The sequence below is a fragment of the Nitrospira sp. genome (assembly GCA_024760525.1).
GTDB lineage: Bacteria > Nitrospirota > Nitrospiria > Nitrospirales > Nitrospiraceae > Nitrospira_D.
In genome coordinates, this window is record CP060499.1 from 2,990,997 (window position 1) to 3,005,640 (window position 14,644).

Genomic DNA, 14,644 nt, shown 5'->3' on the forward strand with positions numbered 1-14,644 from the left:
CCGGTTCCTGCCGGCCTCCCCTAACCTGAAATCATGAGAATGGATTTATGCGAGTAATTATTCTCCTTCTGTGTTTAGCGTTAACAGCCTGTGCATCCTTAAGCGGGGGGCGGGATCAGTATTTTGTCTGCCCATACGACACCGTGTGGGCAGCGACTTCGGAAACAATGAAGGGCTATTCGGTCACGTCTGAAAATAAAAGTAATGGAACGATTGAAACGGCATGGGTTGAAATGGAAGGTAAAAGACGACCCTATGGAATTTTTGGGCGGGAGGGATTCGGCAACCGTGAACGGGCGCGGCTGACGATTGCCGTCAAGCAGGATCATGACGTGTCTGCAGTGAATGTGCTGGAAACGCGTCAACGATGGCATGCCAGGGGCGGGGTATCTCAGCAGGCAACACGGTGGTGGCCGGTCGAACCATCGGAAGAAGTGATGGAAGAGGTCACTGAAAAACTCAACGCGCGTCTCAAAGAAAACGGGTGCGCGGTTTCACCATGAGTATTGGCTTCGTCTGCTTGCTCATCGCCTTGTCCATGATGCCGACTCCATCGATCGGTGCCGAACGTATTTGGGACAGCGATCTCAAGCGCTATTTGACCGACCAAGAAGTGAACATGGCCGAGGTCTACTTAAAGGAGGAGGACGGCATCAAACTCATGCTTCCGAACTCCGAGCGGATTCGAAAAGATATCATCAGGCTCGGCTCCGAGAAAAAGTCTCTTATCGAGGAACGGATCGGTTGGAAGTTTCCGGAAGAGTCTTTCGAGGTTTACATCGGGGAAACCGGAGCTCAGGTCGACGGCTATGCGGTCGTTCAAAATACCATCGGCAAACATAAACCGATGACGTATATGGTCGGTGTCGACAACAAAGGGTTGGTATCCGACATTGAGCTCCTTGTGTTTCGGGAAGCACGCGGGAGCGAAGTTCGCCAGAAGCGATTCAACGCCCAGTATGAGGGTAAATCCGTCCTTGATCCGGTTCGGATCAACAAGGACATCATCAATATCACCGGCGCCACGATGTCCGTGCGTTCAATGAGTGCGGGCATTAAACGCGTGCTCGTGTTGATCGATGAGTTCTACTTGAAACCGGCCGGGATCGGCAGCGACACACTGGCCGCCAAAAAAGACAGGGGATTGTTGCCGTCTATATTTGGGAACTAGATCGAGCGGGCCCCGCGTCCCTGCATGCGAAACTTCAACCAGAAATTCAAGCTCCGCGATTCCGATCGCCATGTTCGGATGCTGTACACATTGTTCTTGCTCTTGATGTTCGTCGGATTTTGCTTTTCCTTTTTTTGGGCCCATAGCATGACGGGATTGTCACCTCAAGGCATCGCTGAGCACTATCGAGGGTCCGATACGACATTTGGGGAGCCCATGTCGTTTCGAGAGCTCGCGGAGATCACCCACTTCCATCTGTTTACGATGCCGGTCGTATTCATGATCTTGATCCACGTCATGTATCTGACCGGTGCGAGCCATATGTTGAAAGCGGCGATTACCTGGGCCGGGTTCGGCGGCGTGATGCTCGATCTTCTGTCGCCATGGCTGATCAGCTATGTCTCACCCATATTCGTCGTTTCGATGCTGACCGGCGATACTCTGATGACTATCAGCTTTTTGGTCATGATGGTCGTTCCACTGTACGAAATGTGGGTGCTCGGTCGACCACTGGCGGGAAGCAAACACCCACAGGAACCATAAATTGACAAATGCGCTAGACAGATTCTTTCAGAGTGCTTCCGTGGATCTCTGACCCTTCGTAGGGGTATACGACGCCGGATAGGAAAGTCCACAGACGTACAACCCACATCTCGCTCCTTAACAGAAAGACTTGGGGCATCATGAGTCGCAAACATAATTCGGGTGCTATCCCATCAGCGTTGACCATTTTACATATCTCATTCTTACTCGTCGGCCTGGCTGCTTGTTCAGGACCTGAGAATTCCACCCCACCAATTACAAACACAGGCACACCTGGCGCTGAGGAGGCTGTCGGCGAACGGCTATTTCTGGAAACGCGATTTGCCCAGGCGTTCAAAGTCTTCATGGACAATGGGGGCAATGTCAACAATTCGAAAGCCGGTGATGGCGTGGTCGATACGGTTGAGACCTTGGGAGCACCGATCAACCCGGGACCGTTCAAAGGGCTGTCGATGAATTGTCGGGCCTGCCATTTGGTGGACGATGTCCTGTCATCTCCCGGCGCCGGCATGCGAACCTATGCCGACTTTGCGCGCCGAAGTCCGATCCCTGCACGGGCCGACGGTAAGACGCACGCGCCGAGAAACTCCCCTCCCCTGGTCAATGCAAGTCTGAATCGGCCCGGAGGCGTTTTGTTTCATTTCGACGCGGAATTCACTTCTATGGAAAACCTGGTCACGGCGACATTTACCGGCCGAAACTTCGGCTGGCTTCACGGTGAAAAATCTCAAGCGATCGCGCATATCGCAAACGTGGTCCGAGGTGACGACGGTTCCTTCGACCTGACCGACACCGGTCTGTCCTACCGAGTATTGTTCACCGGCACCGACCCGAACATTCCTGAGGAGCTGCGACTACCTCCCCAATTTCGCGCTTTCATCGGATCGTCCACCGACCAAGAAATCTTCGACGCGGTCGTGAGAGTGGTCTCAGCTTATGTGAGAGGTCTTCTCTTTTCACAGACCGAGGACAGTGGGGCGTTGATTCGGTCCCCATTCGATGTCTTCTTGACGATCAACGGCTTACCTCAGCGGCCTGATCCAAATGAATCTCCGCTATCCTATAGCCGACGGCTCCGGGCGCTTATCAACGCACCGGGATTCTCCCCTCGATTCGTGACGTCCAATCCTAACCGATCGAATGGACAGTTTCAGTTTCACGCTCAGGTGTTCGAGTTCGGCGCGACGGAGTTGGCCGGTCTGAAGATGTTCCTAGCGGAGCCGGCGACGCTACCCGCTTCACCGGGCGAGTTAACCGCAGGCACGATCGGGAATTGTCTCGCTTGCCATGCCGCACCTAACTTTACCGATTTCAAGCTGCACAACACGGGCACAACTCAAAAAGAGTACGACGGCATTCACGGTGCCAACACATTTTCCGCTCTCGTGATCCCCGATCTTGCCACTCGTAATGGAAACTACGATGCCTTCCTTCCCGGCACTGAGGAACATCCCGCCGCCTCAGAACGTTTCCGAGCGATCCCTGTGCTGAACAACCCTGCCTTGACCGATCTGGGTGTATGGAACATTTTCGCCAACCCCGATATCCCAAACACTCAGACAAAAATAAGAGTCATCCTGTGCGATGAGCAGATACCGTGCCCTCTATCCGATTCAACGTTATTGGATCGGGCCATAGCCAGATTCAAGACACCAGGCCTTCGCGATTTGAGCCATTCCGCACCCTATATGCACAACGGGCAATTCGATACGCTTGAGCAAGTGGTGGAGTTTTACCGAGAGATATCGGATCTCGAACGCGCAAATACTCTTCGGAATGGAGCTCCGGAGCTTGGGGGAATTTCCGTGACCAGCCAAGATGTCAGTTCGCTCGCCGCGTTCCTCAAGGCATTGAATGAAGACTATCAATAGCCTGCGGTCATTCACCGACAACGGACCGTACCGAATACAAACGCGGCCCTGTAGCGAACTGTCACCTTGTGAACTGCCCTGATATCTGACTCATCGCCATTCTACGGCCTTCATGAATCACATACGGACAGAGTGCATTTTCTCACAGTGCATGTCGTCGATGAGGAATTTCTGATGGCGCTGCCATCTTCCTGCGTCCTCGACTAAGTTATTTCCGTACGGTCCGACCCGTCCCACTCCCAAGAATTTTCCGCTTGACACCTAAATACCTATCAGGATATTAATAATCGTTCTCAATATCATTTACAAATCGATCAAAATATGGCTATTGCAAAAACTGCTTCGTTGGAACGTTCTCAGGCCGTTGAGACTCGTTGCGAATGCGGGCAGTTGATCGCCAAGGTATGCGGACAAGGGCTGGAACTGAAATGCAAGCGGTGCAAGCGCATTATCGTGATCCCCTTTTCAGCGATTGAAGGTTGGGGGACCGGACCACCATGACTTGTCCTGAAAGAAGGAGTGGCCGGGGCCGGGGCTATCCCAATGCCCTTGAGCTTCCTGATCATGATCATTCCTTGCGTGAATGTGGGCGTCTGGAAGGTCTTCCGATGAGAGATAGACGACCTCAAGAATAATAGGCACGAGCGCAAGTCGTAGACGTTTTGTGCGGCCAGCGGTTATTCACCCAGAGCCCAGGATCACGCGGGTGGTCCCGGGCTCTTCGTTTTTACGGAGGCGAGTCATGCGCGTGTACACGCCAGATAAAGTTGAGCCAGCCGTCCTGAGTATTCAAGGTATGCTCAGAAAGATCGATCATCTTTATCTGCCACATACATCCCGCCGGGATCTCGAAAGCATCCTCGTTCGGCAGGTAAGTAAGGAGCTCGATCTCCTGCTCCCTTGGCAAGCAGCACACGGGCAAAAGACAGCCGCCATTGCCCTTTGGATCGGGGAAGCAGCGCATCTCGATGCCGTGACTTTACATCAACTGAAACTGGCCGCCCTGCTTCACGATGTCGGCCTTCTCATGTTGCCGCTCCACTTACAATCCGAGCAAGAGTCACTCGATCCCGAATCCTACGTGGCGATTCAAAACCACCCACGGCTCGGTGCCACGTTACTGGAACCCTTTTCCTTCCTCCGTGATGCAACCATTATGATTGCACACCATCATGAGCGTTGGGATGGGTCCGGTTACCCGTATGGTCTGAGAGGAGAGTTTATTCCCTTGGGAGCGAGAATCCTGGCCGTTGCGGACGCATTCGATGCTATTGATATTCCCGGTGTCGCTGATCGAGCTCTCCGGGATCACATCGCGCTTCGAATCCTCCGGGTAGCCTCAGCAACGCAATTTGACCCTTTTGTCGTCAGTCTTTTGAGTGAACTCCTAGGAAAGATGGAGGCTACAGGTTTGAATGAAACTTTTTACCTCTAACACTTGCGGCATGCCCTTTCCACCGGTTCCGAAGTGGGAGTTCCCATCCCTCCCACCTTACAGGCAAGGGGCCTCACCTCCCGAGGACCCTTGCCTCCCCCATTCAACTGGTAGGATGCCAAGGGGGTTTTGGGGGGGTTAAAGAAGGACTCCCGAGAGGCATCGCATACGCATTCGAGAGCGGATCGTGCTCTCCGTTGAGAGCGTGGAGCCGGTGAATCACACGTCCGATACAGAAACGCTTATCATGATCTGCCAGCGATGCAATCAACCGACCGGGCATCAGATCCCCTCGCTGTGGTGTCTCAAGTGCCGCTCATTCCAGCGTCAACGAGGACAAGCACGGGGACTCGCCAGGTCGGTTCGAACACGACGACTCAAAGCATGGCTGAAAACACTGGGCGCGTGATCGCAAGATCTCCCCGGTCATGCCGACTTGAGCATCAGGCATGTTTTACTACGCGGCGCCCGTAAGCAGCCCGCGTTGTACGAGATCGGGCCCTCGCCCTTCCGGTTTTTGTGAACCGCACGTCCCGAACAGGATGGGTGAGTCACTACTTCTTGATGTGCTCCGAAAGGAATCGATCGAGACCGACTTGCTCGATCGTCCGCAGTTGCGTTTCGAACCAGTCAACGTGCTCTTCCGAATCCTCAATCATATGCTCCAGCTGATGACGTGTTGTGAAATCATTGACCTTGGCGCAATGTGCGATCGCCTTTCGGAGCAATTCAACATCTTCACGTTCGAAGTCCAGGTCGGCTCGAAACAGCGCCGCCACATCCCGCCCCTGTGCGATCGTATCGAGCCGTCCCACATCCGGCGTCCCGTTTAGGTACAAGATATGGTCTAGGAGGCCGGCAGAATGTTGCACTTCTTCGGTTGCCAGATGGCTGTAGTGATCGTGCAGCCGTTCATACCCCCAGTTCTTGCACATGGCGGCGTGCAACAGATACTGGTGCACCGCCGTTAATTCGGCTTGTAATACCTGATTGAGAAGTTCAACGACGCCTTCTTTGGCTTTCATGCTGCCTCAGGATTCTTTCTTGATTTGTTCGGCGAGGTAATTCTCCAGGCCGACTTGTTTGATGGTATCAAATTGGGTTTCGATCCAATCGATATGGGCGTCAACATCCTTCGCCATGTCTTCGAGCATGTGCCGCGTCGTGAAATCGGTGACCTTGGTGCAATGCACGATGCCTTCATTCAGTAAGCTCAGCATCTCCTGCTCTGCCTTCAAGTCCAATTTAAACTGTTCAGGAACGGTCTCCCCGACCTGGACGGCGTTCATTCGCTGCATATTGGGCACGCCTTCCAGGTACAGAATGTGACCGATGAGTTCATCGGCATCCTTCATCTCATCGATGCTCCGTTCGCGCACTTTATGCTGGAGGCGTTCATACCCCCAGTGCTCGCACATCTTGGCATGGACGAAATACTGATTGATGGCGGTCAAATCCGCCGTCAGGATTTTGTTGAGGATATTGATGACCCCTTCTTTTGCTTTCATGATACGTTCTCCTTTCTTGCTACGCCCGCTCCCTTTTTGCCATTATCACCACGTCTGATCGATATCGTCAACTCGAGAAATAGTTCCATTTCGAGTTTACTTCTCAGTTTCAGATGACATGAATTCTCAGTCTCATGGGCTGCGCCCAGACCTGCAGTGAGGCGGTCTTCTGATGCGCACCGAGACGCGGGGCTCGACTACTTGAAAGAGCGGTCTGCAGGATGGTAAATTTCGTCGAATATCGACCGTCTGGAATTTGACACGACAGAAGACCTCATGATCAAGCAGGCAAGACGCATCGGCCCGCTTCTTTTTCTATTCGTTCTCGCGGCGACATTGAGCCCAGGCACCGTCATGGCGCACGGAAACGTGTCGATCGAAGAAGACACATGTGTGCGCAGAATCGGTGGCAACTTGGTGCACTTCAGCGCCTACCAACCCCAAATTGAGCCGAAAGCTCAATACTGCACGGACATCCCCGATGTGGGCGATACCTTCCTGGTCGTGGACCTGGTCGACCCAAGCCTGCGGACACTGCAGGTTGGGGTTAAAATCGTCCAAGGGGTCAATGAGAACGAGCAAGACGAGGCTAAGACAGTGGCGTTTTGGAAGCCGGCTTCTCACCCGGACGGCGTCGTGAGGGGCGAAGCCAAATTGGACAAGGGCCTGTACAAAGTCATCATCACGGCAGAAGGACTGAGCCCTTCATCGTATTTGCTGCGAGTGCAACAAGTCGACTATTCAAAGCTCGGACGCGCAGCACTGGGGCCTCTGGCATTGCTTCTGGTACTCGGGATAGTCGGGTATGAGCTCTCGAAGTCGGTCAAAGTGCGGGGTTGGTTTGCACGACGTCGCACATGAGCAGCCAGGCGCGACATGTCGGTATCTAAGCATTCACTTACCATTTCAGAGAGGGATCGCTCATGAAGCCTTTCGTAAACCTAAAGCTGACGGTTGGATGTGCGGTATTTGCCATGGGTGCTCTCTTGTCTTCACAAGTCCATGCTCACGGTGGGCTATCCATGGCCGAGGACATGTGCAAACTCACGGTGGGCCCCTATATGATGCACTTCAGCGGCTACCAACCTGAGAATACACAGGAGAAACAATTCTGTGAAGACATCCCGGCGACTGGGCAAACCATTGTCGTCTTGGATTACATCGAACAAGAACTTCGCACGCTACCCGCCGAAGTTCGCATTATCAAGGACACCGGCTCGGAGGACAATCTTGAGGCTAATACGGTCTTCCACCTCCCAGCAAAGGTGTATCCCAATGGTTCCATCGATTTTACGTACACTTTTGACAAGCCGGGGAAATTCGTCGGCATGGTCACCGTGGGCGACAAACAGCAACATATCTCCCGGTTTCCATTCTCGGTAGGAGAGCCGAAGTTTTTTTCAAAATTCCTAAACATCTATATGGTTCCCGTAGCGGCAGTGATCATTGTAGTGGGGATTGTGTTTTTCATGCGCGATCGCCGCAAACCGTCGCAGATAGCGGTTTCCTAAGGCATCAACTGCGACAGAGTCGCTACGAATGAATAGGGACCGGAAAAGAAGAGGTTTGAACATGTCCCGTCACTTTCTGATTCGTGTGTGGGTGTGTTGCGTGTTGCTTCTGGTCGCAGCTCCGTTCTCGGCGCTGGCCCAGCATGGACACGAATTGGCAACAGACACCTGTGTCCTGCACATCGGACCGTACAAGATGTACTTCAACAGCTACCAGCCTGACAGCTATTACGACAAGCAATTCTGCCAGGAACTACCGGGGCTGGGAAACACGGTCTTGGTTCTTGATTATGTGGAACAGGAGCTTCGCTCGCTCCCGGTTGAAGTGCGTGTCATCAGAGATACCGGTTCGGAGGACAATCTCGAAGCCGTGACCGTCACGCACCTCCCTGCCAAGGTTTACCCAACCGGGTCCATCGACGTGAAATACAACTTTGACAAGCCCGGTAAGTTCGTCGGGCTGGTATCAATCGGCGAAAAGCGCGAGCACGCCGCACGATTTCCTTTTTCTGTCGGTGAAACAGGAGCCGTTTCACACCTGCAACACTATATGATGCTTATTCTGCCTGTCTTGGTCGGTATCGCTGTCGTTGTATTCTTCGCCTTTCGCGATCGTCGTAAACCTTCGGAAATCACCCGTGCCGTAGGCGGCTGACCCATCGCTGAAGCGATATTCTAACCAGCCAGACGCGTCACGTTTTCTCGGGTGCAGCAATCGGGCACGAGGAGGAATAATGATCGGCTCACCACGCAGGCGCACGTTTGTGCGCTTCATTTTGATCGTGGCATTCGCCCTGGGAATGCCCATCACCTCGGCCTTCGCGCATTCTATGCTGGTCAAGGCGGAGCCTCCACGACGAGCCGTCCTCACCAAGTCGCCGACTCAAGTGCGATTGTGGTTCAATGAGAAAATTGAGGGAGATTACGCTTCGCTCGTGGTCCTTGATGCGAAGAAGCAGCCGATCACCGACTTGAAACCCACCCTCGCCCCGGATGACCAAAAATCGATTCTGCTGCCATTACCGGAGTTGGCGCCCGGCAAGTATTCCGTAAAGTTTCGTGTCCTCTCCGTCGATGGTCACGTGGTCGAATCTACCTTCGACTTTACCGTAAAGGGCGAAGCTCAAAGGAAATGATCGAGGCTGCTGGTGCGCTGTTCCGCTTTCTGCAACTAGCGTCCAACATGATATTGATCGGTGGTTGCGTCTTCTTAGCAATCGCCGAGCAGACATTCGCCGGCTTCGGACATCCGTGGCCGACCCGCCTGAAAAAGACTTTTCCCTGGCTGGCCCTCGCGATTCTGATTGGGTTATTCGGTCTTTTGGCGACCACCACCGCGCAAGCGACCGGAGTCCCTGAAAATGCCTGGAATCCGCAAGCTTGGTCGGATTTCTTGCAAAAGACCAGAATCGGCCTTATTTGGGTCCTGCGCGCGACCAGCGCGCTCGCGGTTCTTGCGATTGTCCTGTACGTTCGGAATGCGTCCGCGGCGCGATGGCGCTACGTTCTGTGTGCGTCTGCCGCTGCGCTGACCTTGGCCCTCGGCTCACTCGCCAGCCATTCGGCAGCCGAAGAACAAGCGCTGCTCGCTACGTTGTCCTATGCCGTGCATCTTATCGTAGCCAGCGCCTGGTTCGGCGGCCTCCCGGGAGTCATCCTGGTCGCCTCTTCATCCGCCAACGCCGCGACAGGCTCGACCGAAGAAAGAACGCGCGCCGGCGACGTGTTGAACCGGTTTTCAGCGATGGCTCTCCCCACGATGATCGCCGTCGTCGCGTCAGGCGTCGTCGTGGCCAATCGTATGATTGACACCAATTATGCCGGACTGGTTGCAACCACCTATGGCTGGCTCCTCATCACAAAGGTGACGTTACTTGCCGTCATTCTTTCCATCGCCTCGCGAGCAAAGTCTGTTTGGGTACCATCACTCAAGGGCGACCCTGAAACAGCCGTAGCGGCCGGACAAAAGCTCAGGACAGGGGTCAAAGTCGAGTTTCTCCTCGCCATCCTCCTGGTGATTGTTGCGACCTTACTGGCCAATGCTGTCCCCGCCAAGCATGACGTCATTGATAACTGGCCCTATCCATTCCGTTTCTCTATCGACGCCACGTGGGGCGACTGGCTTGTACGAACTCTCGTCGGGGTTGGAATCATGTTCCTCATGCTAGCCGCCTCGACGATCATTCTCGGTCGTCGGAAAAGCTGGAAAACCTCGTGGCGGATCGCGGTGCCCACAGTCCTTGGAATCGTCGGACTCGCCGCAACCTTCTATCCCATCGCCGTGCAATCGTACCCGGAAACCTATCGGAAAACCCCGGTACCGTTCGATGCCATTTCCATCGCAAACGGTGTCGATCTTTTTACCGGGAATTGCATTCCTTGTCATGGACCCCAAGCAAAAGGGAACGGTGTGCTGGCCAAAACGTTACCGAAACAACCGGTAGACCTTCTCACGGAACCTCATACCGCCATGCACACGGCGGGTGATTTTTTTCATTGGCTGACCTACGGTCGATTCAACGGGATCATGCCGCCCTTCGGCGAAAAATTCTCCGAGGAGGAGCGTTGGGATGTCCTGAACTTTCTCCATGCCAATTCCCGAGGGTATCAATCGAGAATCATTGGCCCCCGGATTCTCCCTGAGCAACCATTCATGGCCACGCCCAACTTCTCGTACGCGGGGCACGACGGTTCGAGCGGTACCTTGAAAGATTTTCGCGGGAAACACACCGTGCTGCTCGTTCTCTTCTCTTGGCCGGAGTCGCGCGGGCGGCTTGACCAATTACGCACGGCTGCCGCCACGATCACCGGAAAGAATACGGCCATCTTGGCAGTGCCCATAACCGACCTCCCTCCGGATGAACTGGCCGCGATCGTTCACGATATGCCCTTTCCTGTCGTCACGCAGGGTGCACGAGAGATCGCCCGCAGCTATGCCCTCTTCCGTCGAACCCTCTCCATTCCTGACCTGTTCGGTGAAGGGACACGCCCGAAGCACATGGAATTTCTCTTTGACCGCTACGGGTATTTGCGGGCGCGATGGATCCCTGATGGCGACGGGTCGGGATGGACGGATATTGCTTTTCTGGCACAGCAGATCACCCAACTCAATCAAGAGCGAGAGATCTTGCCTCCTCCCGGCGATCACGTTCATTGAAGAATGTTCTCGTGTAGCCGACCGAACCATCCCCGTTTAAACAGAACACCCTACATAAGACTAGTCCACAAGCAGAACTGGGGCAAGAAACCACACCGGCTCACCTTGACTTCCAACACCTACAAGAGTATACCTGCGGGCGCGCAAGCCAGACCTTCAATTTACGCTGTCTGCAAAGGGTTTAGCTGGCCTCACCCATGATATTTTGCTTGACTCGTCTTGAAGCTTTGTCGGATACTTGTTCACCTTTTCGCGGGTCCTTCCACTGGAATAAATTCATAACGTGTGGCGGGATCTTTTCTCTGGGATCTAGCATTCGGTAGCTGCACACTTTCATTTAACACAAGGAGGTAGGGGACATGGCAGCTGACAGTTCGGGGCGAGGGTATGACATATCGCAGTGGTATGACTCGAAGCCGGTGAAGTTGGGCTGGCTGGCGATCCTGGGGATCGGCGTGTTTTGGGTGCTGTATCAACGGGCCTTCGGGTACTCGCACGGGTTAGACTCCATGACCCCCGAGTTCGATTCGGTGTGGATGGGGCTGTGGCGCTTTAACATTTTAGCGAACGCCGTGTTCTTTGCCGTGACGATCGGGTGGATCTGGGTGACGCGGGACCGGAACCTGGCGAACCTGGACCACAAGCTGGAGCTGAAGCGGTACTTTTACTGGATGGGGTGGCTGGTGTGCTACATCTGGGGCGTGTACTACGCGGGCAGCTATACGCTGGAGCAAGATGCGGCGTGGCACCAAGTGATCATCCGGGACACGAGCTTCACGGCGAGCCACATTGTGGCGTTCTACGGGACGTTCCCGTTGTACATCACGTGCGGGGTGGCGAGCTACCTGTATGCGCAGACGCGGTTACCGTTGTACGCGCAGGCGACGTCGTTCCCGCTGGTGGCGGCGGTGGTGGGGCCGATGTTCATCCTGCCGAACGTGGGGTTGAACGAGTGGGGGCATGCGTTCTGGTTCGTCGATGAATTGTTCTCGGCCCCGTTGCACTGGGGCTTTGTGACGTTGGGGTGGTGCGGGTTGTTCGGGGCAGCGGGCGGGGTGGCGGCGCAGATCGTGAGCCGGATGTCGAATCTGGCGGACGTGATCTGGAACAACGCGCCGAAGAGCATCCTGGATCCGTTCCCCAGCCAGGTGGGCCCCGGGCACAAGACCGTGTACTAAACGGGAATGGCGAGCAGTCCAAATAACCATGAGGCCGGCATGAGAGGGTGGTTTCGGCGCTCGAAGTACTGAGCGTCGGGCCAGCCTCAGCCGGCTGGAATGACGGAGGATGTCAGTTATGTTTAGAACCGATGAGATTATTAAGGCCTCGAAGTTGCCGCCGGAAGGCGTGGCGATGTCCAGGCACATCGACTACATTTATTTCATTCCGATCTTGTTTGTGACCATCGTGGGCACGTTCCACATGCACTTCGACCTGCTGGCGGGGGACTGGGATTTCTGGATTGATTGGAAGGATCGGCAGTGGTGGCCGATCGTGACGCCCGTCACCGCGATTACCTTTTGTGCGGCCCTGCAATATTACAATTGGGTGAACTATCGGCAGCCCTTTGGGGCGACGATCACGATTCTGGCGCTGCTGGCCGGGAAGTGGGTGACGATCGTGGCCGCCTGGTGGTGGTGGTCGAACTATCCGTATAACTTCGTGATGCCGTCCACCCTGCTGCCGAGCGCGCTGGTGCTGGACATCGTCTTGTTGTTGACCCGGAACTGGACGTTGACGGCGGTGATCGGGGCGTGGCTGTTTGCCGCGTTGTTCTATCCGACCAACTGGGCCATCTTCGCCTATAGCCATACGCCGCTCGTCATCGACGGCACCTTGCTGTCGTGGGCGGACTACATGGGCTTTGCGTATGTCCGGACCGGGACGCCGGAGTACATTCGGATGATCGAAGTGGGCTCGCTGCGGACGTTCGGCGGGCACAGCACGATGATCTCCTCGTTCTTCGCGGCCTTCGCGTCGTCGTTGATGTACATCCTGTGGTGGCAGTTCGGGAAGTTCTTCTGCACGTCCTACTTCTACCTGACGGATGACCGGCAGCGGACGACCAAAGTGTACGATGTGTTCGCGTACGCCACGTTGGCGAACCAGGACAAGGCCAAAGTCGGAGGGAAAGCATGAACGCCAAACACGCCTTTAAACTCTGGATAATGGGATTTTGCGGGGTGGCGACGCTGGCATTCACGCCGGTTCTCGATATCACTCCTGCATTCGCTCACGGAGAGCGATCACAGGAACCATTCCTGCGGATGCGTACCGTGAATTGGTACGACACTGAATGGGTTGGAAAGTCGACCAAGGTTAATGATGTGACAGAGCTGAGGGGGAAGTTTCATTTGTCCGAGGATTGGCCTCGTGCGGTTGTAAAACCAACCCGGACGTTCCTCAACATCGGTTCTCCCAGTTCCGTCTTTGTGCGTCTCAGCTCAAAGATCAATGGGACGCCAATGTTTGTTGCGGGTCCCATGGAAATTGGCCGAGATTACGAGTATGTGGTCGTCTTGAAGGCTCGACTCCCCGGCCATCATCATATCCATCCGATGTTTGCCGTTAAGGATGCCGGTCCGATCGCAGGGCCAGGTGGATGGATGGACATCACGGGTCGATATGAGGATTTCACCAATCCGATCAAGACCCTTACCGGAGAAACGTTCGACTCAGAAACGATGGGTACTGCCACCGGTATCATGTGGCACCTGTTCTGGGCGGCTGTGGCCATCTTCTGGGTCGGCTTCTTCATGATCCGGCCGATGTACCTGGTCCGTGCACGGGTGCTGGCAGCGTATGGGGATGAGATTCTGCTTGACCCCATCGATCGGAAGGTCGGAGCTGCGGTGTTGATCTTCGTGTTGGTCGTTGTGGTCGTCGGATACTTGGCGGCAGATTCACGCCATCCTGTCAGCGTACCGCTTCAGGCCGGTGAGACCAAGGTCAAGCCGATGCCGATCAAGCCGAACCCGTTCGTGGTGGAAGTCACTCATGCTGAATACGACGTCCCAGGCCGGGCCTTGCGCATGACTCTTCATGCGACCAATAACGGCACCGAACCTGTGACCATCGGTGAATTCACGACCGCTGGCATCCGGTTTACCAACAAGATGGGGGCAGCCAAACTTGATCCAAACTATCCGGCTGAGCTAGTTGCATCGGCCGGCTTGACGATGGACAATGAAGCCCCGATCCTGCCTGGTCAGACGGTCGACATCAAGATTGAGTCCAAGGACGTTCTGTGGGAAGTGCAGCGGTTGGTGGACATCCTCCACGATCCGGATCAGCGCTTCGCAGGATTGTTGATGTCCTGGACTGAGAAGGGTGATCGACTCATCAATCCGATCTGGGCTCCGGTTCTCCCTGTCTTTACACGACTGGGAGCCTAGAGCACTGCTCGTTTAGTAAGACGCCGATCCGCCCCTATCGCAAGGTAGCAAGG

General features: G+C 54.8%; 15 protein-coding genes. 13 read left to right on the forward strand and 2 right to left on the reverse strand.

What is annotated here, in order from left to right; all coding sequences use genetic code 11:
- The first annotated feature begins 47 nt into the window (after window positions 1–47).
- The 5 genes from H8K04_13985 (at window position 48) to H8K04_14005 (ending at window position 5,020) form a co-directional block, all read left to right on the forward strand.
- On the forward strand, window positions 48–503 hold the full coding sequence (locus tag H8K04_13985; GenBank protein UVT14936.1) for a hypothetical protein: 456 nt from the start codon (window positions 48–50) through the stop codon (window positions 501–503).
- Entirely contained in the window at window positions 500–1,171 is a 672-nt protein-coding gene (locus tag H8K04_13990) for an FMN-binding protein (GenBank protein ID UVT14937.1), read from the forward strand. Before H8K04_13985 ends, H8K04_13990 begins: the two co-directional genes overlap by 4 nt.
- A gap of 24 nt (window positions 1,172–1,195) precedes the next feature.
- Window positions 1,196–1,714, forward strand: a complete 519-nt coding sequence (locus H8K04_13995; GenBank protein UVT14938.1) for a hypothetical protein — start codon at window positions 1,196–1,198, stop codon at window positions 1,712–1,714.
- Window positions 1,715–1,854: 140 nt separating this feature from the next.
- On the forward strand, window positions 1,855–3,585 hold the full coding sequence (locus H8K04_14000) for a hypothetical protein (protein UVT14939.1): 1,731 nt from the start codon (window positions 1,855–1,857) through the stop codon (window positions 3,583–3,585).
- A gap of 742 nt (window positions 3,586–4,327) precedes the next feature.
- Window positions 4,328–5,020 (forward strand): HD domain-containing protein, encoded by a 693-nt coding sequence (locus tag H8K04_14005; protein ID UVT14940.1) that lies wholly within the window; start codon window positions 4,328–4,330, stop codon window positions 5,018–5,020.
- Window positions 5,021–5,574: 554 nt separating this feature from the next.
- Here the strand turns inward: H8K04_14005 and bfr (H8K04_14010) are convergent.
- Complete coding sequence (bfr, locus tag H8K04_14010) at window positions 5,575–6,045, reverse strand: bacterioferritin (GenBank protein UVT14941.1); 471 nt, start codon at window positions 6,043–6,045, stop codon at window positions 5,575–5,577.
- A 6-nt stretch (window positions 6,046–6,051) separates the two neighbouring features.
- A complete protein-coding gene (gene bfr, locus H8K04_14015) occupies window positions 6,052–6,528 on the reverse strand; it encodes a bacterioferritin (protein UVT14942.1) in 477 nt (158 codons plus the stop codon).
- A 276-nt stretch (window positions 6,529–6,804) separates the two neighbouring features.
- Here bfr (H8K04_14015) and H8K04_14020 point away from each other — a divergent pair, with 276 nt between their 5' ends.
- The 8 genes from H8K04_14020 (at window position 6,805) to H8K04_14055 (ending at window position 14,591) form a co-directional block, all read left to right on the forward strand.
- Window positions 6,805–7,389 (forward strand): hypothetical protein, encoded by a 585-nt coding sequence (locus H8K04_14020; GenBank protein ID UVT14943.1) that lies wholly within the window; start codon window positions 6,805–6,807, stop codon window positions 7,387–7,389.
- A gap of 113 nt (window positions 7,390–7,502) precedes the next feature.
- Complete coding sequence (locus H8K04_14025; protein UVT17987.1) at window positions 7,503–8,039, forward strand: hypothetical protein; 537 nt, start codon at window positions 7,503–7,505, stop codon at window positions 8,037–8,039.
- A 103-nt stretch (window positions 8,040–8,142) separates the two neighbouring features.
- Complete coding sequence (locus tag H8K04_14030; GenBank protein UVT17988.1) at window positions 8,143–8,694, forward strand: hypothetical protein; 552 nt, start codon at window positions 8,143–8,145, stop codon at window positions 8,692–8,694.
- Between the two features lie 79 nt (window positions 8,695–8,773).
- Window positions 8,774–9,175, forward strand: a complete 402-nt coding sequence (locus H8K04_14035; GenBank protein ID UVT14944.1) for a copper resistance protein CopC — start codon at window positions 8,774–8,776, stop codon at window positions 9,173–9,175.
- Window positions 9,172–11,196: a CopD family protein gene (locus H8K04_14040; protein UVT14945.1), complete on the forward strand. Its 2,025-nt coding sequence runs from the start codon at window positions 9,172–9,174 to the stop codon at window positions 11,194–11,196. The genes H8K04_14035 and H8K04_14040 overlap by 4 nt, the downstream gene beginning before the upstream one ends.
- A 359-nt stretch (window positions 11,197–11,555) precedes the next feature.
- Entirely contained in the window at window positions 11,556–12,374 is an 819-nt protein-coding gene (locus H8K04_14045) for a methane monooxygenase/ammonia monooxygenase subunit C (protein ID UVT14946.1), read from the forward strand.
- Window positions 12,375–12,492: 118 nt separating this feature from the next.
- Complete coding sequence (locus H8K04_14050) at window positions 12,493–13,335, forward strand: methane monooxygenase/ammonia monooxygenase subunit A (GenBank protein UVT14947.1); 843 nt, start codon at window positions 12,493–12,495, stop codon at window positions 13,333–13,335.
- Complete coding sequence (locus H8K04_14055; GenBank protein UVT14948.1) at window positions 13,332–14,591, forward strand: methane monooxygenase/ammonia monooxygenase subunit B; 1,260 nt, start codon at window positions 13,332–13,334, stop codon at window positions 14,589–14,591. The genes H8K04_14050 and H8K04_14055 overlap by 4 nt, the downstream gene beginning before the upstream one ends.
- The last annotated feature ends 53 nt before the right edge of the window (window positions 14,592–14,644 follow it).

What these genes read in the sequence shown, in the direction of transcription:
- H8K04_14040 (UVT14945.1), top strand. Translation starts at nt 9,172, where the DNA reads ATGATCGAGGCTGCTGGTGCGCTGTTCCGCTTTCTGCAACTAGCGTCC.
- H8K04_14000 (UVT14939.1), top strand. Translation starts at nt 1,855, where the DNA reads ATGAGTCGCAAACATAATTCGGGTGCTATCCCATCAGCGTTGACCATT.
- H8K04_14055 (UVT14948.1), top strand. Translation starts at nt 13,332, where the DNA reads ATGAACGCCAAACACGCCTTTAAACTCTGGATAATGGGATTTTGCGGG.
- H8K04_14035 (UVT14944.1), top strand. Translation starts at nt 8,774, where the DNA reads ATGATCGGCTCACCACGCAGGCGCACGTTTGTGCGCTTCATTTTGATC.
- H8K04_14045 (UVT14946.1), top strand. Translation starts at nt 11,556, where the DNA reads ATGGCAGCTGACAGTTCGGGGCGAGGGTATGACATATCGCAGTGGTAT.
- H8K04_14020 (UVT14943.1), top strand. Translation starts at nt 6,805, where the DNA reads ATGATCAAGCAGGCAAGACGCATCGGCCCGCTTCTTTTTCTATTCGTT.
- bfr (UVT14941.1), bottom strand. Translation starts at nt 6,045, where the DNA reads ATGAAAGCCAAAGAAGGCGTCGTTGAACTTCTCAATCAGGTATTACAA.
- H8K04_13990 (UVT14937.1), top strand. Translation starts at nt 500, where the DNA reads ATGAGTATTGGCTTCGTCTGCTTGCTCATCGCCTTGTCCATGATGCCG.
- H8K04_13995 (UVT14938.1), top strand. Translation starts at nt 1,196, where the DNA reads ATGCGAAACTTCAACCAGAAATTCAAGCTCCGCGATTCCGATCGCCAT.
- H8K04_14025 (UVT17987.1), top strand. Translation starts at nt 7,503, where the DNA reads ATGGGTGCTCTCTTGTCTTCACAAGTCCATGCTCACGGTGGGCTATCC.
- H8K04_14050 (UVT14947.1), top strand. Translation starts at nt 12,493, where the DNA reads ATGTTTAGAACCGATGAGATTATTAAGGCCTCGAAGTTGCCGCCGGAA.
- H8K04_13985 (UVT14936.1), top strand. Translation starts at nt 48, where the DNA reads ATGCGAGTAATTATTCTCCTTCTGTGTTTAGCGTTAACAGCCTGTGCA.
- bfr (UVT14942.1), bottom strand. Translation starts at nt 6,528, where the DNA reads ATGAAAGCAAAAGAAGGGGTCATCAATATCCTCAACAAAATCCTGACG.
- H8K04_14005 (UVT14940.1), top strand. Translation starts at nt 4,328, where the DNA reads ATGCGCGTGTACACGCCAGATAAAGTTGAGCCAGCCGTCCTGAGTATT.